Origin of the sequence: Micromonospora sp. CPCC 205558 (assembly GCF_036902955.1) — a bacterium.
Taxonomy (GTDB): Bacteria; Actinomycetota; Actinomycetes; order Mycobacteriales; family Micromonosporaceae; genus Micromonospora.
Genome location: NZ_JBAKHR010000008.1, coordinates 79,468 through 101,032, shown reverse-complemented (window position 1 = coordinate 101,032; position 21,565 = coordinate 79,468). Strand labels below are relative to the sequence as shown.

Sequence of the window (21,565 nt, the reverse complement as noted above, 5' to 3'; positions counted from 1 at the left end):
CCGAGGTCAACCCCACCGCACCCACAGGCGGCCCGGCGGGCGGCCGGGGGCGGGGGCGGGGGCGGGAGCGGGAGCGGGAGCGGGAGCGGGGGGCCTCAGGCGGGGGGCCTCAGGCGGCGGGCCAGTCCTGGGAGGCCATACGCGGCGAGACCGCCCCCGGAGGGGCGGCCTCGAGCCAGGAGAGAAAACCGGTCACTGTCGATCGCGCCATGGCGATCTCCACCGGTGCGTGGTGACTGGTACAGCGGAGGATCACCCAGTCGGCCGGCATGGAGAGCCGTTCCTGACCTTCGGGCAACCGGCGGCGCTCCACTGCCAGCCCTTTGCGGGAGAGCACCCGCTTGGGCCGGATCGCGAAGCTGAACATCCGGTACCAGCGCAGCTCATCGCCGGCGAACCGGCCGAAGCCGGGCGACCAGCCACGGCCGTCGAGCATGGTGGAGACCCGGACGCTGAGCCGGATGATGCCACCGCTGCGGGTGACCAGAGCTCGCCGGACGAAGAGGATCAGAAGCGCGCCGAGGATGACGACAACGCCGATTCCGAATCCTTCGACGATCTCCATCCCCGGTGTGGCTCAGCGGCTCTGCGCGGAGACCGGGGTTGCGCTCTCGGCCAGCACGGTGACACCGTCGGCGCTCACCGAGAGGAATCCGCCGGCCACCTCGTAGGCGACCTGCTCGCCGCCAGCAAGCTTGATGCGCACCTGGCCGGGTTCGGCGAGTTGGCCGAGAAGCGGCGCGTGCCCCGGCAGGACACCGAGCTCGCCCTCGGTCGTCCGGGCGACGACCATCTCGGCGTCACCGGACCAGACCTTCTCCTCGACGGCGACGAGCTCGACGTGAAGCTGCTGTGCCACGCTGTCTCCTTGCTGCGGCTATGGATTGCCGAAAGTCTAGCCTGACGACGCGGCGCGCCCAACGCGGGTGGGGACAACGCCGCCCGGACTACTTGGCCTTGTTCACGAATTCCGGGTGCTCCAGCAGGAACGGGTCGAGTTGCTCGTTGTGCAGGGCGGTGAAGAAGTCCGGGACCCCTGCCTGGAACTGCTCACCCAGGTACTTCTTACCGTTGAAGACACCGCCACCGGGGAGCTTGATCATCTCGATGGTGTTCGGGCGGATGTCCTTCAGTGCGAGCCCGAAGTCGACAACGCTGTTACCCCGGCCGTTGAAGATCAGCGACTGGCCGGCGGCGCGGAGCACCTTGTCCAGCTTGATGGGGTTGGACACCACGTCGGCGCTGAACGCCTGGCCGACCATGGCCTTGACGAACTGCTGCTGGTGGCGCTGCCGGCCGTAGTCCGAATCCGGGACGCCGTTCTTCGGGTAGCGCTGCCGGACGTAGTCCAACGCCTGCCACCCACTCAGATGCTGGTTGCCCTTCTTGTAGACCGCCTGCGGGCCGACGTAGCCCTCACCACGGGGGTTGCCCGGCCGCGGCTTGCCGTCGGGCTGCTTGTGCTCGGACTTCACGTCGCGCTCGACGTACATGTCGACACCACCCATGGCGTCGACGATCTTCTGGAAGCCGGTGAAGTTGATGATCGCGCCCGCGTCGAAGCGCTTGATGCCGGTCACATTCTGCACGGTGGTGGCCAACAACTCGAAGCCCCGCGCCGCGTCGGGGTTGGCCCCCGGCACCCTGCTGCCGAACGACATGGCAGCGTTGATCTTCGTGGTCTCGCCCGGGAACTGGGCCTTCTTGAATGCCGGGATGTGCACGTAGAGGTCACGCGGCACCGAGAACAGGTAGGCGCGGTCCATGGATGCCGGCACGTGCAGCACCATGATCGAGTCAGCCAGTGGCGCGGCCGTCGGCGTACGCGGATCGATGCCGACGAGCAGGATGTTGAGCGGCCCCTTGATGTCGCTCTTCCTCGCCTGGGCACCCGCCGCCTGATCGCCGAACAGGTCGGCCTTGCCGACTGCCCCCTCGTAGCGGGCCATGAGCACCTCGCTGCCAACCAGCACCGCGCCGCTGAGCATGGTCAGCACGGCGCCGAACACCGTGCAGATCCTGGCCCACCGCGGCACACCCCGCCAGATTGACGACTTGCGCCCACTCTTGCCGGCCTTACCCACGAGCATCTCCGTTCGTTACACCCACGACGAGGAAGACGGGCGGACGTCGTCGAAAGGTTGCAAAGATCAACGCTCGTTCAGGTGAGCGCGCGGAACGAACCGTAGCTCGGCGGGCTCGGAAGTGACGACCACGAGTAACGGACCGCGACGATGGTAGGACGCGAACATGAACAAAAGACTGCCCCGGCATTGCCGGGGCAGTCTTTTTGTTACGGATCGAATGAGGGCTGGGTCAGCCCTTCATCAGCTCCTCAGCCTTGCGCTCCAGGTCCTCGAGACCGCCGCACATGAAGAACGCCTGCTCGGGGAAGTGATCGTACTCACCCTCGCTGATCTTGCGGAACGCCTCGATGGTCTCCTTGATCGGGACCGTCGAGCCCGGCACGCCGGTGAACTGCTCCGCCGCGTAGGTGTTCTGCGAGAGGAAGCGCTCGATCCGCCGGGCCCGGGCCACGGTGATCTTGTCTTCCTCGGAGAGCTCCTCGATACCGAGGATGGCGATGATGTCCTGCAGATCCTTGTAGCGCTGCAGGATCCGCTTCACCTCGGTCGCGACCTGGAAGTGCTCCGGGCCGACGAACTCCGGGGCGAGGATCCGGGACGAGGACGCCAGCGGGTCCACGGCCGGGTAGATGCCCTTGTCGGAGATCGACCGCTCCAGGTTGGTGGTCGCGTCCAGGTGGGCGAACGTGGTGGCCGGGGCGGGGTCGGTGTAGTCGTCCGCCGGCACGTAGATCGCCTGCATGGAGGTGATGGCCTGACCCCGGACGGAGGTGATCCGCTCCTGGAGCTCGCCCATCTCGTCGGCCAGGGTCGGCTGGTAACCCACGGCGCTCGGCATGCGGCCGAGCAGGGTGGAGACCTCCGAACCCGCCTGGGTGAAGCGGAAGATGTTGTCGATGAAGAGCAGCACCTCCTGCTTCTTCACGTCCCGGAAGTACTCGGCCATGGTCAGCGCGGAGAGCGCCACCCGCAGCCGGGTGCCCGGCGGCTCGTCCATCTGGCCGTAGACCAGCGCGGTCTTGTCGATAACGCCGGACTCGGTCATCTCAGCGATGAGGTCGTTGCCCTCACGGGTGCGCTCACCCACGCCGGCGAAGACCGAGGTACCACCGAAGTTGCGGGCAACACGGGTGATCATCTCCTGGATGAGCACCGTCTTACCCACGCCCGCGCCGCCGAACAGGCCGATCTTGCCGCCCTTGACGTACGGGGCGAGCAGGTCGATGACCTTGATGCCGGTCTCCAGCATCTCGGTCTTCGGCTCCAGGTCCGCGAAGGCCGGGGCCTTGCGGTGGATACCCCAGTGGTCGTCCGGGTTGAGGGTCTCGCCCTCCTTGAGGTTGAGCACCTCGCCGATCGCGTTGAACACGTGGCCCTTGACCGCGTCGCCCACCGGAACGGTGATCGGCGAACCGGAGTCCCGAACCTCCGCGCCGCGAACCAGACCGTCGGTCGGCTGCATCGAGATGGCGCGGACCAGGTTGTCACCCAGGTGCTGGGCGACCTCCAGGGTCAGCGTCTTGTCACCGCCGGACAGGCTCACGGTGACGTTCAGGGCGTTGAACAGGGCCGGCATGGCGTCGCGCGGGAACTCGGCGTCGACGACCGGGCCGATGACCCGGACCACGCGACCCGTGGCCGTCTTGGTCTCTACTGGTGCAGTCATCACACTTCACTTCCCGACGCGGCAAGCGCGTTGGCGCCGCCGACGATCTCGCTGATCTCCTGGGTGATCCCGGCCTGACGGGCCGAGTTCATCTCACGCGTGTACTTCTCGATCATCTCTTCGGCGTTGTCGGTGGCGCTCTTCATCGCCCGCCGCCGTGCCGCCGACTCACTCGCCGCCGACTCGAGCAACGCCGCGTAGATCCGCGTGTTGATGTACCTCGGCAGGAGCGCGTCGAGCAGCGCCTCCGCCTCGGGCTCGAACTCGTACGCCGGCAGCAGCCCCTCGGAGCGCGGCCGGTCCTCGACCTGCATCGGGCCGATGATCTTCGTGACCGGGTTCTGCGTCATCAGCGAGTGGAACTCGGTGTAGACGATGTGCAACTCGTCGACGCCGAGCACCCCGTCCGCGCCAGCGCCACCGTCGACGTCGTCCGCACCGGCGGTGAACGCCTTGATCAGCGTCTCACCCACGGTACGGGCGTCCTCGAACGACGGCTGCTCGCTGAACCCGGTCCAGTTCGCCTCGATCGGCCGGTCACGGAACCGGTAGAACCCGACGCCCTTACGCCCGATGACGTAGAGCACCGGCTCCTTGCCGTCCGCCTTGAGCCGCGCGATCAGCGACTCGGCCATCCTGATCGCGTTGGAGCTGTAACCGCCGGCCAGGCCACGGTCGCTGGTGACCAACAGGACGCCCGCCCGCCGCACCCGCTCGCGCGGGGTGAGCAGCGGGTGGTCGATCCGCGCGTTGGACGCCAGCGCCGTGAGCACACCGGTGATGGCCTGGGCGTACGGCAGGGACGCCTGCACCCGGGCCTGGGCCTTGGCGATCCGGCTCGTCGCCACGAGCTCCATCGCCTTGGTGATCTTCTTCATCGACTTCGCCGAGCGGATCCGTTGACGAAGAACGCGAACCTGGGCCGCCATCAGATCAGCTCTCGGCCGGGCGGTCGGTCGCGCTGTCGCGGAAGCGGGTCACCGTCTCGCGGTTCTCGTCGCCCTCGAGCGGAGCGGCCGGCGCGTCGTTGACCCGACGCTCCTCGTCCTTGTTGAGGAAGACCTGCTTGAACTCGGTGATCGCCGTGTCCAGCGAGCTGACGATGTCGTCGCCCCACTGGTTGTCGGCGATCCCGGCCAGCACACCCTCGTGCTTGTGCCGCAGGTACTGGAGGAACTCGGCCTCGAAGCGCCGGATGTCACCCACCGGGATGTCGTCCAGCTTGCCCTCGGTGCCGGCCCAGACCGAGACGACCTCTTCCTGCACCGGGTACGGCGAGTAGTTCGGCTGCTTGAGCAGCTCGACCAGCCGGACACCGCGGTCCAGCTGGGCCCGGGAGGCCCGGTCCAGGTCGGAGGCGAAGGCGGCGAACGCCTCCAGCTCGCGGTACTGGGCCAGGTTGAGCCGCAGCGAACCGGCGACCTTGCGCATCGGCTTCACCTGGGCGGCGCCACCGACCCGGGAGACCGAGGTGCCGACGTTGATCGCCGGACGAACGCCCTGGTTGAACAGGTCGGTCTCCAGGAAGATCTGGCCGTCGGTGATCGAGATGACGTTGGTCGGGATGAAGGCCGAGATGTCGTTGGCCTTCGTCTCGATGATCGGCAGACCGGTCATCGAGCCGCCACCCAGCTCGTCGGAGAGCTTCGCGCAGCGCTCCAGCAGGCGGGAGTGCAGGTAGAAGACGTCACCCGGGTACGCCTCACGGCCCGGCGGGCGACGCAGCAGCAGCGACACGGCCCGGTACGCCTCGGCCTGCTTGCTCAGGTCGTCGAAGACGATCAGGACGTGCTTGCCGCCGTACATCCAGTGCTGCCCGATGGACGAGCCGGTGTACGGGGCGAGGTACTTGAAGCCGGCCGGGTCGGACGCCGGCGAGGCGACGATGGTCGTGTACTCCAGCGCGCCCGCCTCCTCCAACTGCCCCTTGATCGAGGCGATGGTGGAGGCCTTCTGGCCGATGGCGACGTAGATGCAGCGGACCTGCTTCTTCGGGTCGCCGGTGCGCCAGTTGTCCCGCTGGTTGAGGATGGCGTCCAGCGCGACAGTGGTCTTGCCGGTCTTCCGGTCACCGATGATCAGCTGCCGCTGGCCCCGGCCGATCGGCGTCATCGCGTCGATGGCCTTGATGCCAGTCTGCAGCGGCTCGAACACCGACTGCCGGGCCATCACGTTCGGAGCCTGCAGCTCCAGCTCGCGGTAACCCTCCTCGGCGATGTCGCCGAGGCCGTCGATCGGCTGGCCGAGGGCGTTGACCACGCGGCCGAGGAAGGCGTCGCCGACCGGGACCGAGAGGACCCGGTCGGTGCGCTTGACCCGCTGCCCCTCCTCGAGCTTGGCGGAGTCACCGAGGACGACGACGCCGATCTCCCGCACGTCGAGGTTCAACGCCACGCCGAGCGTGCCGTCCTCGAACTCCAGGAGCTCGTTGGTCTTGGTCGAGGGCAGGCCCTCGACGTGGGCGATGCCGTCGCCGGTGTCGGCGACGGTGCCGACCTCCTCGCGGGAGACGTCGGACGAGTAGGAGGAGACGTAGCGCTCCAGGGCGCCGCGGATCTCCTCCGTCGAGATGGTCAGCTCGGCCATCCTCTGCTTCCTTAAAATTCAGGGGCCCGGGATACCTAGTACCAACCGGTCCGAATGGCGTCTGTCAATCCGGGCGCTGGGCGGCCGAACCACCCCAACGCTGGGCGGCGGAACCGCTCAGCGTTTGGGCGGCGAAACCGCTCAATCTCTGGGCGGTGAAGCCGATCAGCGCTTCGCGAGCGCGTTGCGGGTCTCGTTGAGGCGGCGCAGGATGGTGCCGTCGTACAGGTCGGAACCGACCCGGACGCTCACGCCACCGAGAACGGCGGGGTCAACCGTCTGCTTGACGGACACCTCTCGACCGTATATCGCGGTGAGGCTCGCACCCAGCCGACGCTCGTCCTCGTCACTCAACGGGGCCGCGACGGTCACGTACGCCACCTGCCGGTCACGCCGGTCGGCGGCGAGCTCGACCAGCCGGGTGAGCGCCCCCGTGAAGGAACGTCCCCCGAACCCGCCGAGCGCCGCCTCGACGAGGCGGACGGTGACCGGGCGGGCCTTGTCGGCGAGCAGCTCGCGGGCCAGGGTGGCCCGCTGCTCGACCGGGGCGACCGGGTCAGCGAGCGCGTTGCTCAGCGCCGACTGACCGGCCACGACCTGGCCGAAGCGGAACAGCTCGTCCTCGACCTCGCCCAGCTCGCCGGCCTTGTCGGCGCTGGCGAGCAGCGCCTCCACGCCCAGTCGCTCGGTGCCGTCGAGCAACTCCGACGGTGCCGACCACCGGCCGGAGACCAGCACCACGAGCAGGTCGAGCGCGTCGGCGCCGATCCGCCCGCCCAGCATGTCGCCGAGCAGAGCGCCGCGATCCTCACCGGACCGGGACGGCTCGGAGAGCGCCCGGCGCAGCCGCGGCTCACGCCGCAGCAGGGTCGCCACGGAGAGGATGGCGTCGGCGGTAGAGGTCACCGCCGACGGCTCCGCGCCGCGGACGTACGCGTCGAGGCGCTCGGCCGCGATCTTGTACGACTCCCGGCTGGCGGCCTGCATCAGCGGGCCCCCGTGCTCTCGAGACCGCTCAGGAACCGGTCGACGGTGCCCTTGCGCCGTGCCTCGTCGGCCAGCGACTCGCCAACGATCTTGCTGGCCAGGTCCACCGCGATGGTGCCGACCTCCGCACGCAGCTCGCGCACGATGGTGGCCCGCTCGGCGGCGAGCGCGTCCTTGCCCGCCTGGATGACCCGGTCGGACTCTTCCCGCGCCTTGGCGAGGATGTCCTGCCGGATGCCCTCGGCGTCGGCCCGAGCGTCGTCACGGATCTTGGCGGCGTCGGTCCGGGCCTCAGCGAGCTGGGCACGGTACTGCTCGAGCAGCTGGTTCGCCTCGGCCTGAGCGGCCTCGGCGCGCTTGATGCCGCCCTCGATCGCGTCGACCCGAGCCTGGAACGTCTGCTCCATGCGCGGGAAGACGAACTTCATCAACACGAAGCAGAGCACGGCAAAGGCCACCGAGCCGACCACGACCTCCTGCCAGAGCGGGATGATCGGGTTGTGGGCGGACTCACCACCCTCAGCGGCGAGGAAGTGCATGGTTACCTCCCGGTCAAAGGGTGGATCAGGCTGCGGAGCCGGCCCAGATGAAGCCGAAGGCGATGCCGAGCAGCGCCAGCGCCTCGATGACGGCGAAGCCGATCCAGACGTACGGCAGGGTCATCCGGGACGACTCCGGCTGGCGGGCGGTCGACTGGATGTAGGCGGCGAAGACCAGGCCAACGCCGATGCCCGGGCCGATGGCGGCGAGACCGTAGCCGATGGCAGCGGTGCTACCGGTGACCTCGGCGAGAACGCTAGCGTCCATTGGTGTGGTTCCTCCTGGTTATCACACGTGACTCTCACGCGGGACGACAACGGATGGTGCGGTGGATCAGTGCTCTTCGGCGAGCGCGCCCTGCACGTAGCTGGCGGTGAGGACGGTGAAGACGTATGCCTGCAGGCAGATCACCAGGAACTCGAGGAAGGTGAGCGCGATGGTCATCACCCAGGAGAGCACCGAGACCGGGGCCAGCCAGGCGTTGGCGCTCAGCATCGCGAAGCCGCCGAGCGTGAAGACCAGCAGGAGCATGTGACCGGCGAACATGTTCGCGAAGAGACGAACCGCGAGCGAGAACGGCCGGACGATGAAGGTCGAGAAGAGCTCGATCGGGATCAGCAGCGGCAGGATGTACCAGGGTGCCGGCGGGATCAGCGAGTTCTTGAAGTACTTGACGAAGCCGTGCTGCTTGATGCCGATGTAGTTGAACAGCACGTAGCTGATGATCGCGAGGATCGCCGGGAAGGCGATGTGCGAGTTCGGCGAGATCTGGAAGAACGGGATGATCGCGAACGCGTTCGTCAGCAGCACGAAGCAGAACAGCGTGGTGAAGTAGGGCGCGAAGCGCACCCCCGCGTGGCCGATCATGTCGACGGCGATGTTGTTGCGCACGAAGCCGTAGATCGACTCGGCGAACCACTGCTTCTTCGTCGGCACCAACTGCGGGTTCCGGTAGGTCGCCAGGAAGAAGATGATCAGGACGCCGACCGCGATCCAGACCATCGCCGTGATCTTGGTGAACCAGTACGAGTTCTCCACACCCCAGGGCAGGATGCTGGGCAGGTAGAAGTCGTCCACCGTGGGTGGGAATCCCGCCTGGCCCGCTGCCAGAACGTTCGCCTGTCCGAACACCGCGTCCCTTCCTAAGTAGGCGTGCCGAGTCGGCGGACGACCAGGATGATGCCCCCAGCCATACCGAGCACGACGCCGATCCCGGTGGCGACGCCGCCGGTGTCGAGCCACTGGTCAACAAGCCAACCGATGAAACCCCACACGAGCATGCCTCCGACGAGGTAGCTGAGCGCGGTCCAACCCTGACCGGCGCCGGACGGATAATCGTCCGGTTCACCGGCGGGACGGGGGGTTTGGTCACCAGCCATGACGGGGCGAACGATATCAGCCGGGAAGACGAGGCTGTGCCTCACCCCCCGCACAACCGTCGTTGTGTGGGCTTCTCGTGGGCGCCGTCGTCTGTGGGCACGCTACTCCCCTTCCGCCCGTCGGAAAATGACCGGAGGCCGACACATTGCCGCGCGTCCGAAAGATGGGACGACCGCCAGGTCAGCGGTGCGCCCGCCGAGCGTGCACCGCGGTCAGCCACCAGATGTGCACTGCCGTCCACACTGCCACCCCGGCGACGATGCCGAGGCAGAGCGGGATCAACCCGGCCCAACCGGTGGACGCCACCGCCACCAGCACCGCACCCAGCAGGCTGAACTTCAGCACATACAGGCCCAGGCCGAGCGGCAGCAGCAACTGCGGGTTGACCTGGTCGGCCCGGGCCAACACCACAGTGGTGAGGGTGTAGCTGAACACCGTGACGCCCACGCCGGCCGCCGCGCCGAGCGCCGCCGTCGCGCCGCCGGTCACCGCGCCCAGCACCGCGGCGACCGCGGCGAGCGCCGCCGACGCGGCCAACAACACCGGCAGGTGCCGCAACCGCCACCGCCGGTCGGCGTCCGGCTCGACCACCCCGGGCTCAGCCACGGGGGTACGCCGGAAACGCCGCGACCAGCTCGGCCACCTCGGCACCGAGGCGGGTCAGCTCGTCGGCCCCACCCGGAGCCCCGGGATCGGTGCGCACCGCACGGGCGATCAACGTCGCCACCTGGCGCAGCTCCCCCTCACGCATCCCCTGCGTGGTGACGCTCGGTGTGCCCACCCGGATGCCGGAGGCCACCATCGGGGGCTGTGGATCGTATGGAATGGCGTTCTTGTTCAGGGTGATCGACGCGGCGTCGCAGCGGCGCTCGGCCTCGGTGCCGGTCACCCCCAGCTCCCGCAGGTCGATCAGGGCGAGGTGGGTGTCGGTGCCACCGGAGACCGGGCGCATCCCCTCGTCGGCCAACCCGGCGGCGAGCGCCTGGGCGTTGCTGACCACCTGCCGAGCGTACGTCTGGAACTCCGGCTGGGCGGCCTCGCGCAGCGCGACCGCCTTGGCCGCCACCGCGTGCATCAGCGGGCCACCCTGGGTGAACGGGAAGACCGCCTTGTCGATCCGCTGGGCCAGCGACTCGCGGCACAGGATCATGCCGCCGCGCGGCCCGCGCAGCACCTTGTGGGTGGTGGCGCAGACGACGTCGGCGTACGGCACCGGGGACGGGATCGCCCGGCCTGCGACCAGGCCGATGAAGTGCGCCGCGTCCACCATCAGGTACGCGCCGACCTCGTCGGCGATCTCCCGGAACCGGGCGAAGTCGATAAGGCGTGGGTACGCGGTCGCCCCGCAGATGATCAGCTTGGGCCGGTGCGCCCGCGCCAGGTCCCGTACCTCGTCGTAGTCGATCAGCTCGGTGTCCGGCCGGACCGGGTAGCCGACCGGGTGGAACCACTTGCCGGAGAAGTTCACCCGGCTGCCGTGGGTGAGGTGCCCACCGTGCGGCAGGTCCATCGCCAGCACCGTGTCCCCCGGCTGCACCAGCGCGGCGTACGCGGCCAGGTTGGCGCTCGCCCCGGAGTGCGGCTGCAGGTTGGCGTGCTCGGCCCCGAAGAGTTCCTTGGCCCGGGCGATGCCGATCTCCTCCGCCCGGTCCACCTCGGCGCAGCCGCCGTAGTAGCGCCGGCCCGGGTAACCCTCGGCGTACTTGTTGGTCAGCGTCGAACCGAGCGCCGCCAGCACCGCCGGCGAGGTCAGATTCTCGCTGGCGATGAGCTGCAGGCCGCCCCGCAACCGGTCCAGCTCGCCGAGGACCACAGCGGCGATCTCCGGATCGGTGGCCCTGAGCTGCGCGAAATCCGGCCCCCAGAAGGTGCTCGTCTCGGTCTCCACAGCGAACGAGTCTAGGGGGCAGCAGACTGGGACCTGTGAGATGCCTCGTCACCGGAGCGACCGGCTACATCGGCGGGCGGCTGACGCCGCTGCTGCTCGCCGACGGGCACACCGTGCGCTGCCTCGCCCGCAAGGCGGTGCGGCTGCGGGACGTGCCCTGGGCTTCGGCGGCCGAGATCGTCGAGGGAGACCTGAGCCGACCGGAGACGCTGACCGCCGCGTTCGCCGACGTGGACGTCGCATACTTCCTGGTGCACTCACTGGGCCGGCCCGACTTCGAGGCGGCCGACCGGGCGGCGGCCACCAACTTCGCGGCGGCGGCGCGCGAGGCCGGCGTACGGCGGATCGTCTACCTGGGCGGTCCGGAGCCGGCGTCCGACGCGGAGGTGCCGTCCCCGCACCTGCGGTCCCGCGCCGAGGTGGGCCGGATCCTGCTGGCCAGCGGGGTGCCCACGGCGGTGCTCCGGGCCGCGGTGATCATCGGGTCCGGCTCGGCGTCGTTCGAGATGCTGCGTTACCTGACCGAGCGACTGCCCGTCATGGTCACCCCGCGCTGGGTCGACAACCGGATCCAACCAATCGCGGTTCGCGACGTGCTGCGCTACCTGGCCTGCTGCGCCGACCTGCCAGCGGAGGTCAACCGGGGCTTCGACGTCGGTGGGCCGGACGTGCTGACCTTCCGCGAGATGATGCAGCGCTACGCGCGGGTGGCTGAGCTGCGCCGACGGATCATCGTGCCGGTCCGTCCGCTCACCCCGTCACTCTCCTCGCACTGGGTCGGTCTGGTCACCCCGGTACCGAACAAGATCGCCCGCCCGCTGGTGGAGAGCCTGATCCACGAGGCGGTCGTCCACGAACACGACATCGCCCGCTACGTCCCGGACCCGCCCGGCGGGCTGACCGGCTTCGACGAAGCGGTGGCGTTGGCGCTGGCCAAGGTGCGCGACGCCCAGGTGGAGACCCGCTGGTCCACCGCGAGCGGCCCGGACGCGCCCGCCGAGCCGCTGCCCAGCGACCCGAACTGGTCCGGTGGCACCGCCTACACCGACGTCCGGGAGCGGACGGTGGACGCCCCACCCGCAGCGCTCTGGCGGGTCATCGAGGGCGTCGGCGGCGAGCACGGCTGGTACTCCTTCCCGCTCGCCTGGTCGATCCGGGGCTGGCTGGACCGGCTGGTCGGCGGGGTCGGGCTGCGGCGCGGTCGACGCGACCCGCACCGCCTCCAGGTCGGTGAGGCGTTGGACTTCTGGCGGGTCGAGGAGATCATCCCGGGCGAGTTGCTGCGACTGCGTGCCGAGATGCGGCTACCCGGCCGGGCCTGGCTGGAGATGCGGGTGCTGCCCGCCGACGGCGACCGCAGCCGCTACCAGCAGCGCGCCGTCTTCCTGCCGCGCGGCCTGGCCGGGCACGCCTACTGGGGATCGGTGGCCCCGTTCCACGCGGTGGTCTTCGGCGGAATGGCCCGCAACATAGCCCGCAACGCCGAACACCCCCGCTAACCCCGCTCCCCGCTCCCCGATCCCCGCTCCCCGCTCCCCGCTCCCCGATCCCCGATCCCCGCGATCTTGCACTTTGTGTTGCCGATTTGCAGACCTAGGCGCCTTTTGTCACGGCAGGAAGTGCAAGATCGGGGGTGGGGTGGGGTTGGGGTGGGGGGGGGGTGGGGTTGGGGTGGGGTTGGGGTTGGGGTGGGGGTTAGTTGCCGGCTTGGGGTTGGGTCTGGAAGGCGGTTCGTTCACTCGGCGGGACGAAGTCGTGGACCGGTTGGTCGCGCAGGGCGAAGGTCAGCACCTCACCGACCGCCTTCACCATCTCGGCCTGCACCGCCTGACCGACCGCGTCGCGGGGGTCGTCCGGGTTGGCGGCCATCGAGGCGACCACGAGCTGCGGCGTGAACGCCACCACCGTCTCCGTCTCGTACCGTTCCGAGCTGCCGGTCTTGCCCGCCACCGGACGGCCGAGCTTCGCGCGCAGCCCGGGTGCGGTGGCACCGTCGCAACGCCCGTACATCGACTGGTCCCCGACCGGGCAGCGAGCCGCGTCGGTGGCCGCCCGCGCCACGTCGGCGTCGAGCACCTGCCGGCAGTCCGGCTTGGCGGCGTCGACCGGCCGGCCGCCCGAGTCGGTGATCGAGACCACCGGCAACGGCGCGCACCTGGTCCCCTCGGCCGCCACCGTGGCGTACGCGGTAGCCAGGTCCAACGGGGTGGTCGCGGCCACGCCCAGGGTGAACGGACCCCAGTCCTTCGCGCCGTAGCGGGCCAGCTTGGCGTCGGACTCGGCCCGCAGCACGATGCCGAGTCGCTCGGCCATCTCCACCACCCGGTCGGCACCGACCTTCTCGGTGAGCCAGGCGAAGTACGTGTTCACCGAGCGGCCGAACGCGCTCCACATGGTGCGGGGGCCGTCCATCGACGACGGGCTGGCGTTCGCCGGGCACCACCGACCGTCGCAACTCGCCGCCCCGGTCACCGGGAAGCGGGTGAGCAACTGGGTCGGCGCCACGAAGTCGGTCGACAACGGCAGGCCGGACTCCAGCGCCGCCAGCATGGTGAAGAGCTTGAACGTCGAGCCGCCCTGGTACCCCTCGATCGCGCCGCCTCCGGCGATCAACTGGTTGACGGTGTTCGGGCGGTTCTTCTGCCCGACCGGGTTGTCCGCCACGCTGTACGCGCGGTTCACCGACATCGCCAGCACCCGCCCGGTGCCCGGTTGCACCACGGCGGTGGGCACCGCCTCGGCCCTGGTCGTGGGATAGATCTTCAACACCTGCTCGGTGGTGGCCCGCTGCACTCCCGGGTCCAGCGACGACACGATGGAGAACCCGCCCCGGCGCAGCGTGCGCTGCCGCTCGTCGGCGGTCGCCCCAAACGCGGACTGGCTGCTCCACCAGCGGGTGAACCAGTCACAGAAGAAGCCCCAGTCGTTGTGCCCGTCGGGCACCCCCGTGCAGTCGTTGGGGGTCTCGCTGGGCCGCAACTGCAGCGGTTCGGCGCGCGCCGCCGCGGCCGCGTCAGCCGGCACCTGCCCCGACTCCACCAGCCGCTCCAGGACGTACGAGCGCCGGGCCACCGCGCTGTCGGCGTCGCCGTTGATCGGATCGTCGCTGTCCGGCGAACGCACCAGGCCGGCGAGTAGTGCCGCCTGGGCCAGGGTCAGCTCGGCCGGGGAACGGGAGAAGTACCGCTTGCTGGCCGCCGCGATGCCGTACGCCCCGGCGCCGAAGTAGGCGATGTTGAGGTAGCGGGTCAGGATCTCGTCCTTGTCGAGCTCCCGCTCCAAGGCGAGCGCGTACCGCATCTCCTGAAGCTTGCGGACGGTGGTGAGTTCGGTGGCGGCTTCCCGCTGCGCCTCGGTCAGTCGGGGGTCGTTGCTGAGCACGTTGCGGACGTACTGCATGGTCAGCGTGGAGGCGCCCTGCCGGGTCTGACCGTCGCGCTTGTTGACGGTGAACGCGCGCACCACGCCCCGCAGGTCGACCCCGCTGTGCTGGTAGAACCGGACGTCCTCGGCGGCCACGATCGCTTGGCGCATCACCGGAGCCACCTCGTGCAACGGCACGTCCACCCGGTCCTCCTGATAGAAGGACGTGATCAGGGTGGTGCCGTCGTTGGCGTAGAGGTTGGAGCGCTGCGCGGTGGGCGGCGTGCGGAGCGTGTTCGGCAGCTCCGAGTAGGGCGTCGACAGTGCGCTGAAGCCGATCCCGAAGACCAGGGCCACGGGCAGGGCAGCCCCGGCCAGCACCAACCCGGCCAGCACGCCGGCGATCACCACGGTCAGCAGTTTGTCGAGTCGGGCCCGGATCATCAGCTCTCCCCGCAGGAGCCGGTCACGCTAGGACCCGTTCAGAATGACCCGGAACACCCCTTTAGCCCTGGGTTTTCCCCAAACCCGGAGGAAACTCGCACCACGCTCAGGGCAGCAGTACGCCGGCCAGCGGGTGGACCGTCTCCTCGATCTCGTCGGCGACCCGGCTGAAGCACTGGTCGCCACGACCCCACGGGTCATCCAGATCATCGGTGGACAGCGCCGAAGCGCCCAGCCGCGCGTCGTGGGCCGCCGCCACCAGGGCCACGCCCCGGGCGTACACGGCCTCCGGGGTGGCGCCGTCCGGTGGCAGCGCGGCGGCGTCCACCGCAGCCAGCAGCCGGCCGAACTCGCCCAGCACGAACGTGCGGGCCGCCGCGTCCGGACGAAGCGCCACCACGTACTCCTGCTGGTCGGCGGTGGCGGTCAGGACCAGGTCGGCGGCGTCGATGTGGTCCGAACGCAGCTTGCGCGCGGCGAACCCCGCCACGTCCCCACCACGGCCGGTGACCTGCCGTGCCGCCGGCGGGTTCATCTCCTCGCCCGCGTGCCAGCCACCCGTGCCGGCGCTGTGGCTGTGCACCAGCACCTCGGCCTGGGCCGGGTCCTGCGCCCGCCGGGTCAGGCGCTCCCGCACCGCCAGGGCCAGCAGCCGCTCCGCCATGGGCGAGCGGCAGATGTTGCCCATGCAAACGTGCAGAACCGTGAACGGGGGCACTCAGACCGCCCGACCGTCGACGAGATCCGGAACCACGTCGCGCAGCTTCTCCAGTGGGATCGCCCCGGCCCGCAACAGCTGCGGCACCTCACCGGTCAGATCCACGATCGTGCTGGGCACCGGGTCCGGGCAGGGCCCGGCCTCCAGATAGGCACGCACCGAGTAGCTGAGCTGATCACGCGCCTCGTCGGCGGTGACCGCGGCCGGCTGGCCGGTCTTGTTGGCCGACGACACCGCCATCGGGCCGGTCTCGCGCAGCACTTCCAACGCCACCGGGTGCAGCGGCATCCGCACCGCCACCGTGCCGGTCTTGTCGCCCAGATCCCATTGCAGGCTCGGCGAATGCTCGACCACGATCGTCAACGCACCCGGCCAGAACGCCTCCACCAGGTCCCGTGCGGCGGTGGGCAGCGAGAAGACCAACCCGTCCAGGGTGTGCCGCGAGCCGATCAGCACCGGCGGCGGCATCTGCCGACCCCGGCCCTTGGCATCAAGCAAAGCCTTCACGGCGTACGGGGTGAACGCGTCCGCGCCGATCCCATACACGGTGTCGGTCGGAAGAACGACCAGCTCGCCGTTCTTGACCGCCTCGATCGCCGCAGCGATGCCGCGGTCCCGATCGGCGGGCGACCGGCAGTCGTAGAGCATCACGAGGAGTCAGTCTGCCACGCCGCGCCGATCGGGGCGTGCTGGCCGTCCGCCCGTCGGGACGCGGTCGCGTAGCGGGGACGCCCGGTGAGGTCCAGATGTGCCGCCACAGCGGTGAAGCCGCCGTCCTCGGCGAGCAGCGCGGGCACCGCCGCGCCGTGGGTGTCGTCGTGCTCGATGCCGAACACGCCCCCGGGGCGCAGCAGCACCGCCGCCCGGACGACGACCGGCCGGATCACCGCCAGGCCGTCCGCACCGCCGAAGACCGCCTCCGCCGGGTCGTGCCCGGCCACCTCGGGCGGGACCACCACGTCGTCCGGCACGTACGGCGGGTTGCAGAGCAGCACGTCCACCCGGCCCACCAGCTTCGCCAGCAGGTCCGGCGCGGTCACGTCGGCCTCGACCACCTCGATCGGCCGGTCCCCCGCCGCCGCCCGTTCCGCCGCGTTGCGCCGCAGCCAGGCCAGCGCCTCCGGGGACCGCTCCACAGCGATCACCCGCGCCCCCGGCAGCTCCTGAGCCACCGCCAGCGCGATCGCGCCCGAGCCGCTGCACAGGTCCACCACCACCGGGTCCGGCCGACCCCGGGCCTGCTCGACGCCCCAACCGGCCAACAGCTCGGTCTCCGGGCGGGGCACGAAGACCCCCGGGCCGACCGACAACTCCAGGTGCCGGAACCCGGCCCGACCGGTCAGGTGCTGCAACGGCTCGCGCGCGGCGCGGCGGCGCGTCAGCTCGTCGAGCCGTGCCAGCTGGTCGTCGCTGAGGTCGTCGGCGAGAGCCAGCCGACCCCGGGAAACCCCCAGCACGTACGCCGCCAGCAACTCGGCCTCCACCCGGGCGGAGCCGACCCCGGCGGCGGCGAGCGTGCGGGCCGATCGGGCTACCGCGGCGGACGGCCGGACGGGACCTGTCCCTTCGGGGGGGTGTTGCGGCAAAGTACTCACGACATAATCATGAAGCGTCGCGGGCGACGCGACGAACAGGTGCGCCCATGCGCGCACGACAGGAGGTTGGCGGGTGGGCTGGCTCGACCGGGTCGATGACCAGGTTGACGCCCTCACGCACGCGCGGGCGTTGCAGGAGGCGAGCCGCTCCGCGGAGGCGTACGTCCTGCTGGAGCGTGTGATCCGCACCACCACCGACCCGACAGCGCGAGCGGACGCCATGGTGCAGCGCCTCTCCGCGCTGATCAATCTCGGTCGGACCGCGGAGTTCACCCGGGCCATCGAAGAGGCGTCGGCGGCGGTCCGCGACCTTGCCGAGCCCTATCTGCACGGTCACCTCAACGCGCTGGCCGCGCTCGCCGCGCACCACCAGGGCGCACTGGACCGCTGCGTCATGCATCTCGTCCGGGCGGCCCGGGCGCTGGGCGCCGTCGCCGACCCGGATCGCGACACCGCCTGGGGCTGGCACGACCTGGCAATGGCCTACAGCTACCTCAGCTTCCACGGGTACGCGCTGGGCGCCATCGAGCGGGCCCGGCAGCTCGGGCTGACCGCCGGGATCCCGGAGGAGACGTTCGCCGCACCGGGCATCCGGTTGCGCAACGCCGTGGCCCTGGACCACAACGGCGACAGCGACGGTTGTCTGCGGGTGCTCCGGGACGTGGCCGCCGACCTGGCCCGTTTCGTCCGCGCCGGGCGGGCCGGGCAACTGCGTCCGAGCAGCCTCGCCGCGTACGGCTACGCGGCGGCCCGACAGGCCGCGCTCGGCGACCAGGTGACGACCGAAGGCACCGAGCCGGCCCGGTTGATCACCCACGGCGGGGACAGCGCCCGCGCGCGCGACCTGCGTCAGCTCGGGCAGGTGTGCCTCGCCGTCGCCGACGGTCGGCCGATCGAGGCGGTCGCCCGACTGGACACCGTCCAGGTGTCCAACGAGACGCTCGGGGCGGCCGAACCAGCCCGGCTGCGCAGCATCGCGCTGACCCGCGCCGGGGACCACCTGGCGGCGCACCGGGCCGACCGGCTGGCGTTCCGGCTCGCCGCGCAACGCAACGACCGGCTGCGCGACGTCTACATCGACGGCATCGCCGCCCGCATCGACCACGAGGAGATGCGTCGCGAGGCGGCGCGCTTCGAGGGTGAGGCGTTGACCGACCCGCTCACCGGGCTGCCCAACCGCCGCCGGCTGGAGCGTTACATCACCGCCGTGGTCACCCGTGGCGACCGGGTGGTGATCGGCGTCTGCGACCTGGACGGCTTCAAGGCTGTCAACACCCGGCACGGGCACCACTCCGGCGACCTGGTGCTCCAACGCATCGCTGGCGTGATCAACCGGGTGATGCGCCGGGGCGACTTCGTGGCCCGCTACGGCGGTGACGAATTCGTGGTGGTGCTGCCGGACACCGGCATGGCCGAGGCCGCCGAGGTGGCCCGCCGGATCGAGGCCGCGGTCCGGCTGGAGGACTGGGAGTCCCTGGTGCCGGGCACCCCGGTCGGGGTGAGCATCGGCTTCGCCGAGGTCTCCGGTGGCAGTGGCCTGCGTGACGCGCTCAGCGTCGCGTTCGAGCAGGCCGACCGCGAAATGCTCCGGGCCAAGACCCGCCCCCGCGCGAGCTGATCAGCCGGCTGGCGTCGCGGGCAGGGCGCGGGTCGGGCGGGCCGTGGGACAGGCGCGCGCCGCGGTCAGCGGCGGGTCAGCTCGGTGTCGCCGGCGAGCCGGGCGGCACGGTCGGCCTCGGTGAGGGCGTCCAGCACCCCGTCCAGCTCGCCGCCGAGTGCCAGGTCGAGGTTGTACGCGGTGTAGCCGATCCGGTGATCGGTGATCCGGTTCTGCGGGAAGTTGTAGGTGCGGATCCGCTCCGAGCGGTCCACGGTGCGCACCTGCGCCTTGCGGGCGTCCGAGGCGGCGGCGTCGGCCTGCTCCTGGGCGGCGGCGAGCAACCGGGCCCGCAGGATCCGCATCGCCTGCTCCCGGTTCTGCAACTGGGACTTCTCGTTCTGGCAGGAGACGACGATGCCGGTCGGCAGGTGGGTGATCCGCACCGCCGAGTCGGTGGTGTTCACCGACTGGCCGCCTGGGCCGGACGAGCGGAACACGTCGATGCGCAGTTCGTTCTGGTCGATCGTGACGTCGACGTCCTCGGCCTCCGGCAGCACCAGCACCCCGGCGGCGCTGGTGTGGATCCGGCCCTGCGACTCGGTCACCGGGACACGCTGGACCCGGTGTACGCCGCCCTCCCACTTGAGCCGCGACCAGACGCCGTTGCCGCCCTCCGGCACACCCTTGGTCTTGATCGCCAGGGAAACGTCCTTGACCCCGCCGAGATCGGAATCCTGTGCGTCGATCACTTCCGTGACCCAGCCGTGCCGCTCGGCGTACCGGGTGTACATCCGCAGCAGGTCACCGGCGAACAACGCCGACTCCTCGCCACCCTCACCGGCCTTGATCTCGACGATCACGTCCTTGGCGTCGTGCGGGTCACGCGGGATGAGCAGCTCGGCGAGGCGCTCCTCCAGTGCCGGCAGGGAGCCCGCGATGGCGTCCGCCTCACCCGCGAAGGACGGGTCCTCGGCGGCCAGCTCGCGGGCCGCGGCCAGATCGGCGCGGGCCTGCTCCAACTCGTCGGCGGCCTTGTGCAGCGGCACCAGCTCGGCGTACCGGCGGCCGACCCTGCGCGCGGTGGCCTGGTCGGCGTGGATGGCCGGATCGGCCAACCGCTTCTCCAGCTCCGCGTACTCGTCGAGAAGGCCGGCCAGACGCTCGCTGCTCATGCTGCGGATGCTCCTTCGACGGTGCGCGACGACCGGGCCGGGCCGGGAGGCCAGCGGCCGGGCGGAAAACGGAGGGAAATGCGGACGGCGCCCGCGTCCGGCGGAAAACCGGACGCGGGCGCCGAACGAGGAGCTACTTGGCCTTCTTGGCCTGAACCTTGGCGTACTTCTGCTGGAACTTCGCGACCCGGCCGGCGGTGTCGAGAACGCGCTGCTTACCGGTGTAGAACGGGTGGCAGGCGCTGCAGGTCTCGGCGTGGATCGCCCCGCCCTTGGCGGTGCTGCGGGTCGTGAACGTGTTGCCACAGGAGCAGCTGACCTCGGTGGTCACGTACTCCGGGTGGATGTTTGCCTTCATCTCGCCTCGGTCCTCTCGTTGGTGGTCGCCGGGTCGCCGTCATCACTCGTCGCGCCGTACGCGACGGGCTCGGGCGTGAACCGGAACCGGTGGCCGATTGACCAGTGTGCCATGGGCCTGAGCCGACCCGGTAATCGGGCCGCACACCTCGTCCGGCATCGTCAACACGTGCCTACCCGTCCGCATTCCCGCCGCGCGGCGGGGCATTCGCGCACCCGGCGGACCGCCGCCAGGTACCCCGACCGGGGTACGCACGTCGAGCCGGAGGTGCGCCGATGACCCGCCTGATCGCCACCCGGGGACTGCCCGCCTCGGGCAAGACGACGTTCGCCCGCACGCTCCAACCGTCCGTCTCGCGGGTCAACCGGGACGACCTGCGCCGGATGCTGCACGGCGAGCGGCTGTTCACCCAGTGGGCCGAGGCGCAGGTGACCGCCGTACAGCAGGCTCAGGTCGAGGCGCTCCTGCGGGCCCGCGCGGATGTCTGCGTGGACGACACCAACCTGCGCTCCCGGACCCTGCGAGGCTGGGCCGACCTGGCCGCCCGGCACGGCGCGGATTTCGAGGTGCACGACTTCACCGACGTGCCGCTGGCCGAGTGCCTGCGCCGCGACGCCGCCCGCCCGGCCACCGAGCAGGTCGGCGCGGACGCGATCCGCCGGTTGCACGAGCGGTACCTGCAGGGGCGGACCCTGCCGTTGCCGGTGCCACAGGCCCGCACCGGACGCCCCGCCGTGGTGCACCCGCCCTCGACCGAGCCACCGGAGATCGTCCTGGTGGACATCGACGGCACCGTCGCGCTGGCCGTCTCCCGCAGCCCGTACGACATGACCCGGGTGGGCGAGGACCAGCCGAACACGGCGGTGATCGCGGCGGTCCGGGCGATGCACGCCGCCGGGTACGGGGTGGTCTTCTGCTCGGGGCGGGACGCCTCCGCCCGCGCGGCCACCGAGGCGTGGCTGGCCCGGCACGTACGGGTGCCCTACCTGGGCCTGCACCTGCGGGCCGTCGGCGACTCCCGCAAAGACTCGATCGTCAAGCGGGAGATCTACGACCGGGAGATCCGGGACCGTTACCGGGTGGTCGGCGTCTTCGACGACCGCGTCCAGGTGGTCCAGATGTGGCGAGCCCTCGGCCTCACCGTCTTCCAGGTGGCCGACGGCGACTTCTGAGCGCGCGGA

Annotated in this window: 22 protein-coding genes; 3 read left to right on the top strand and 19 right to left on the bottom strand. The window is 70.5% G+C overall.

Features of this window, described 5'->3' with window-relative positions; genetic code table 11:
- Positions 1-109 precede the first annotated feature (109 nt).
- From V6U86_RS11555 to glyA, 13 genes are all read right to left on the bottom strand, one after another.
- Entirely contained in the window at positions 110-565 is a 456-nt protein-coding gene (locus tag V6U86_RS11555; protein ID WP_030488055.1) for a DUF2550 domain-containing protein, read from the bottom strand.
- Positions 566-577: 12 nt separating this feature from the next.
- Positions 578-859, bottom strand: a complete 282-nt coding sequence (locus V6U86_RS11550; protein ID WP_030333186.1) for a F0F1 ATP synthase subunit epsilon — start codon at positions 857-859, stop codon at positions 578-580.
- Positions 860-947: 88 nt separating this feature from the next.
- Positions 948-2,090: an LCP family protein gene (locus tag V6U86_RS11545; RefSeq protein ID WP_334501840.1), complete on the bottom strand. Its 1,143-nt coding sequence runs from the start codon at positions 2,088-2,090 to the stop codon at positions 948-950.
- A 226-nt stretch (positions 2,091-2,316) separates the two neighbouring features.
- The gene (atpD, locus tag V6U86_RS11540) at positions 2,317-3,753 is read right to left on the bottom strand and encodes a F0F1 ATP synthase subunit beta (RefSeq protein ID WP_334501838.1); all 1,437 of its coding nucleotides are present in this window, start codon (positions 3,751-3,753) and stop codon (positions 2,317-2,319) included.
- Positions 3,753-4,682, bottom strand: coding sequence for a F0F1 ATP synthase subunit gamma (locus V6U86_RS11535; RefSeq protein ID WP_334501836.1), 930 nt, complete (start codon positions 4,680-4,682; stop codon positions 3,753-3,755). The genes atpD and V6U86_RS11535 overlap by 1 nt, the downstream gene beginning before the upstream one ends.
- Positions 4,683-4,686: 4 nt before the next feature.
- Positions 4,687-6,339, bottom strand: a complete 1,653-nt coding sequence (gene atpA, locus V6U86_RS11530; protein ID WP_334501834.1) for a F0F1 ATP synthase subunit alpha — start codon at positions 6,337-6,339, stop codon at positions 4,687-4,689.
- 165 nt (positions 6,340-6,504) lie between these two features.
- Positions 6,505-7,326, bottom strand: a complete 822-nt coding sequence (locus V6U86_RS11525; protein WP_334501832.1) for a F0F1 ATP synthase subunit delta — start codon at positions 7,324-7,326, stop codon at positions 6,505-6,507.
- Positions 7,326-7,865: a F0F1 ATP synthase subunit B gene (locus tag V6U86_RS11520; protein ID WP_334501830.1), complete on the bottom strand. Its 540-nt coding sequence runs from the start codon at positions 7,863-7,865 to the stop codon at positions 7,326-7,328. Before V6U86_RS11520 ends, V6U86_RS11525 begins: the two co-directional genes overlap by 1 nt.
- A 25-nt stretch (positions 7,866-7,890) precedes the next feature.
- Positions 7,891-8,133: a F0F1 ATP synthase subunit C gene (locus tag V6U86_RS11515; RefSeq protein ID WP_130404096.1), complete on the bottom strand. Its 243-nt coding sequence runs from the start codon at positions 8,131-8,133 to the stop codon at positions 7,891-7,893.
- 66 nt (positions 8,134-8,199) lie between these two features.
- Positions 8,200-8,997, bottom strand: a complete 798-nt coding sequence (gene atpB / locus V6U86_RS11510) for a F0F1 ATP synthase subunit A (protein WP_334501825.1) — start codon at positions 8,995-8,997, stop codon at positions 8,200-8,202.
- An 11-nt stretch (positions 8,998-9,008) separates the two neighbouring features.
- Complete coding sequence (locus V6U86_RS11505; RefSeq protein WP_030333169.1) at positions 9,009-9,245, bottom strand: AtpZ/AtpI family protein; 237 nt, start codon at positions 9,243-9,245, stop codon at positions 9,009-9,011.
- A 181-nt stretch (positions 9,246-9,426) separates the two neighbouring features.
- Complete coding sequence (locus tag V6U86_RS11500) at positions 9,427-9,852, bottom strand: hypothetical protein (protein WP_334501820.1); 426 nt, start codon at positions 9,850-9,852, stop codon at positions 9,427-9,429.
- Positions 9,845-11,134 (bottom strand): serine hydroxymethyltransferase, encoded by a 1,290-nt coding sequence (gene glyA, locus V6U86_RS11495; RefSeq protein ID WP_334501817.1) that lies wholly within the window; start codon positions 11,132-11,134, stop codon positions 9,845-9,847. The genes V6U86_RS11500 and glyA overlap by 8 nt, the downstream gene beginning before the upstream one ends.
- A 35-nt stretch (positions 11,135-11,169) precedes the next feature.
- Here glyA and V6U86_RS11490 point away from each other — a divergent pair, with 35 nt between their 5' ends.
- Complete coding sequence (locus tag V6U86_RS11490; protein WP_334501815.1) at positions 11,170-12,633, top strand: SDR family oxidoreductase; 1,464 nt, start codon at positions 11,170-11,172, stop codon at positions 12,631-12,633.
- A gap of 196 nt (positions 12,634-12,829) precedes the next feature.
- On the opposite strand, the gene V6U86_RS11485 is transcribed toward V6U86_RS11490, so the two are convergent.
- From V6U86_RS11485 to prmC, 4 genes are all read right to left on the bottom strand, one after another.
- Positions 12,830-14,941 carry a transglycosylase domain-containing protein gene (locus tag V6U86_RS11485; RefSeq protein WP_334501814.1) on the bottom strand — a complete coding sequence of 704 codons (2,112 nt, stop codon included), beginning with the start codon at positions 14,939-14,941 and terminating at the stop codon, positions 12,830-12,832.
- Positions 14,942-15,047: 106 nt separating this feature from the next.
- Positions 15,048-15,659, bottom strand: coding sequence for an arsenate reductase/protein-tyrosine-phosphatase family protein (locus V6U86_RS11480; RefSeq protein WP_334501811.1), 612 nt, complete (start codon positions 15,657-15,659; stop codon positions 15,048-15,050).
- Entirely contained in the window at positions 15,660-16,307 is a 648-nt protein-coding gene (locus tag V6U86_RS11475) for an L-threonylcarbamoyladenylate synthase (protein WP_091406475.1), read from the bottom strand.
- Positions 16,307-17,254, bottom strand: coding sequence for a peptide chain release factor N(5)-glutamine methyltransferase (gene prmC / locus V6U86_RS11470; RefSeq protein ID WP_334501809.1), 948 nt, complete (start codon positions 17,252-17,254; stop codon positions 16,307-16,309). The genes V6U86_RS11475 and prmC overlap by 1 nt, the downstream gene beginning before the upstream one ends.
- Positions 17,255-17,327: 73 nt before the next feature.
- Here prmC and V6U86_RS11465 point away from each other — a divergent pair, with 73 nt between their 5' ends.
- The gene (locus V6U86_RS11465) at positions 17,328-18,872 is read left to right on the top strand and encodes a GGDEF domain-containing protein (protein ID WP_334501806.1); all 1,545 of its coding nucleotides are present in this window, start codon (positions 17,328-17,330) and stop codon (positions 18,870-18,872) included.
- 65 nt (positions 18,873-18,937) lie between these two features.
- Here V6U86_RS11465 and prfA read toward each other — a convergent pair whose 3' ends face one another.
- Positions 18,938-20,026 (bottom strand): peptide chain release factor 1, encoded by a 1,089-nt coding sequence (prfA, locus tag V6U86_RS11460; protein WP_334501804.1) that lies wholly within the window; start codon positions 20,024-20,026, stop codon positions 18,938-18,940.
- A gap of 133 nt (positions 20,027-20,159) precedes the next feature.
- Entirely contained in the window at positions 20,160-20,384 is a 225-nt protein-coding gene (gene rpmE / locus V6U86_RS11455; RefSeq protein WP_030333150.1) for a 50S ribosomal protein L31, read from the bottom strand.
- A gap of 275 nt (positions 20,385-20,659) precedes the next feature.
- Here rpmE and V6U86_RS11450 point away from each other — a divergent pair, with 275 nt between their 5' ends.
- A complete protein-coding gene (locus V6U86_RS11450) occupies positions 20,660-21,556 on the top strand; it encodes a phosphatase domain-containing protein (RefSeq protein ID WP_334501794.1) in 897 nt (298 codons plus the stop codon).
- Positions 21,557-21,565: the final 9 nt, after the last annotated feature.

Bases quoted from the DNA above. Each gene is read 5' to 3' on its own strand.
- V6U86_RS11450 (WP_334501794.1), top strand. From the start codon at position 20,660: ATGACCCGCCTGATCGCCACCCGGGGACTGCCCGCCTCGGGCAAGACG.
- atpD (WP_334501838.1), bottom strand. From the start codon at position 3,753: ATGACTGCACCAGTAGAGACCAAGACGGCCACGGGTCGCGTGGTCCGG.
- prfA (WP_334501804.1), bottom strand. From the start codon at position 20,026: ATGAGCAGCGAGCGTCTGGCCGGCCTTCTCGACGAGTACGCGGAGCTG.
- V6U86_RS11525 (WP_334501832.1), bottom strand. From the start codon at position 7,326: ATGCAGGCCGCCAGCCGGGAGTCGTACAAGATCGCGGCCGAGCGCCTC.
- V6U86_RS11515 (WP_130404096.1), bottom strand. From the start codon at position 8,133: ATGGACGCTAGCGTTCTCGCCGAGGTCACCGGTAGCACCGCTGCCATC.
- atpA (WP_334501834.1), bottom strand. From the start codon at position 6,339: ATGGCCGAGCTGACCATCTCGACGGAGGAGATCCGCGGCGCCCTGGAG.
- V6U86_RS11520 (WP_334501830.1), bottom strand. From the start codon at position 7,865: ATGCACTTCCTCGCCGCTGAGGGTGGTGAGTCCGCCCACAACCCGATC.
- V6U86_RS11535 (WP_334501836.1), bottom strand. From the start codon at position 4,682: ATGGCGGCCCAGGTTCGCGTTCTTCGTCAACGGATCCGCTCGGCGAAG.
- V6U86_RS11475 (WP_091406475.1), bottom strand. From the start codon at position 16,307: ATGCTCTACGACTGCCGGTCGCCCGCCGATCGGGACCGCGGCATCGCT.
- V6U86_RS11545 (WP_334501840.1), bottom strand. From the start codon at position 2,090: ATGCTCGTGGGTAAGGCCGGCAAGAGTGGGCGCAAGTCGTCAATCTGG.
- V6U86_RS11505 (WP_030333169.1), bottom strand. From the start codon at position 9,245: ATGGCTGGTGACCAAACCCCCCGTCCCGCCGGTGAACCGGACGATTAT.
- rpmE (WP_030333150.1), bottom strand. From the start codon at position 20,384: ATGAAGGCAAACATCCACCCGGAGTACGTGACCACCGAGGTCAGCTGC.
- V6U86_RS11485 (WP_334501814.1), bottom strand. From the start codon at position 14,941: ATGATCCGGGCCCGACTCGACAAACTGCTGACCGTGGTGATCGCCGGC.
- V6U86_RS11555 (WP_030488055.1), bottom strand. From the start codon at position 565: ATGGAGATCGTCGAAGGATTCGGAATCGGCGTTGTCGTCATCCTCGGC.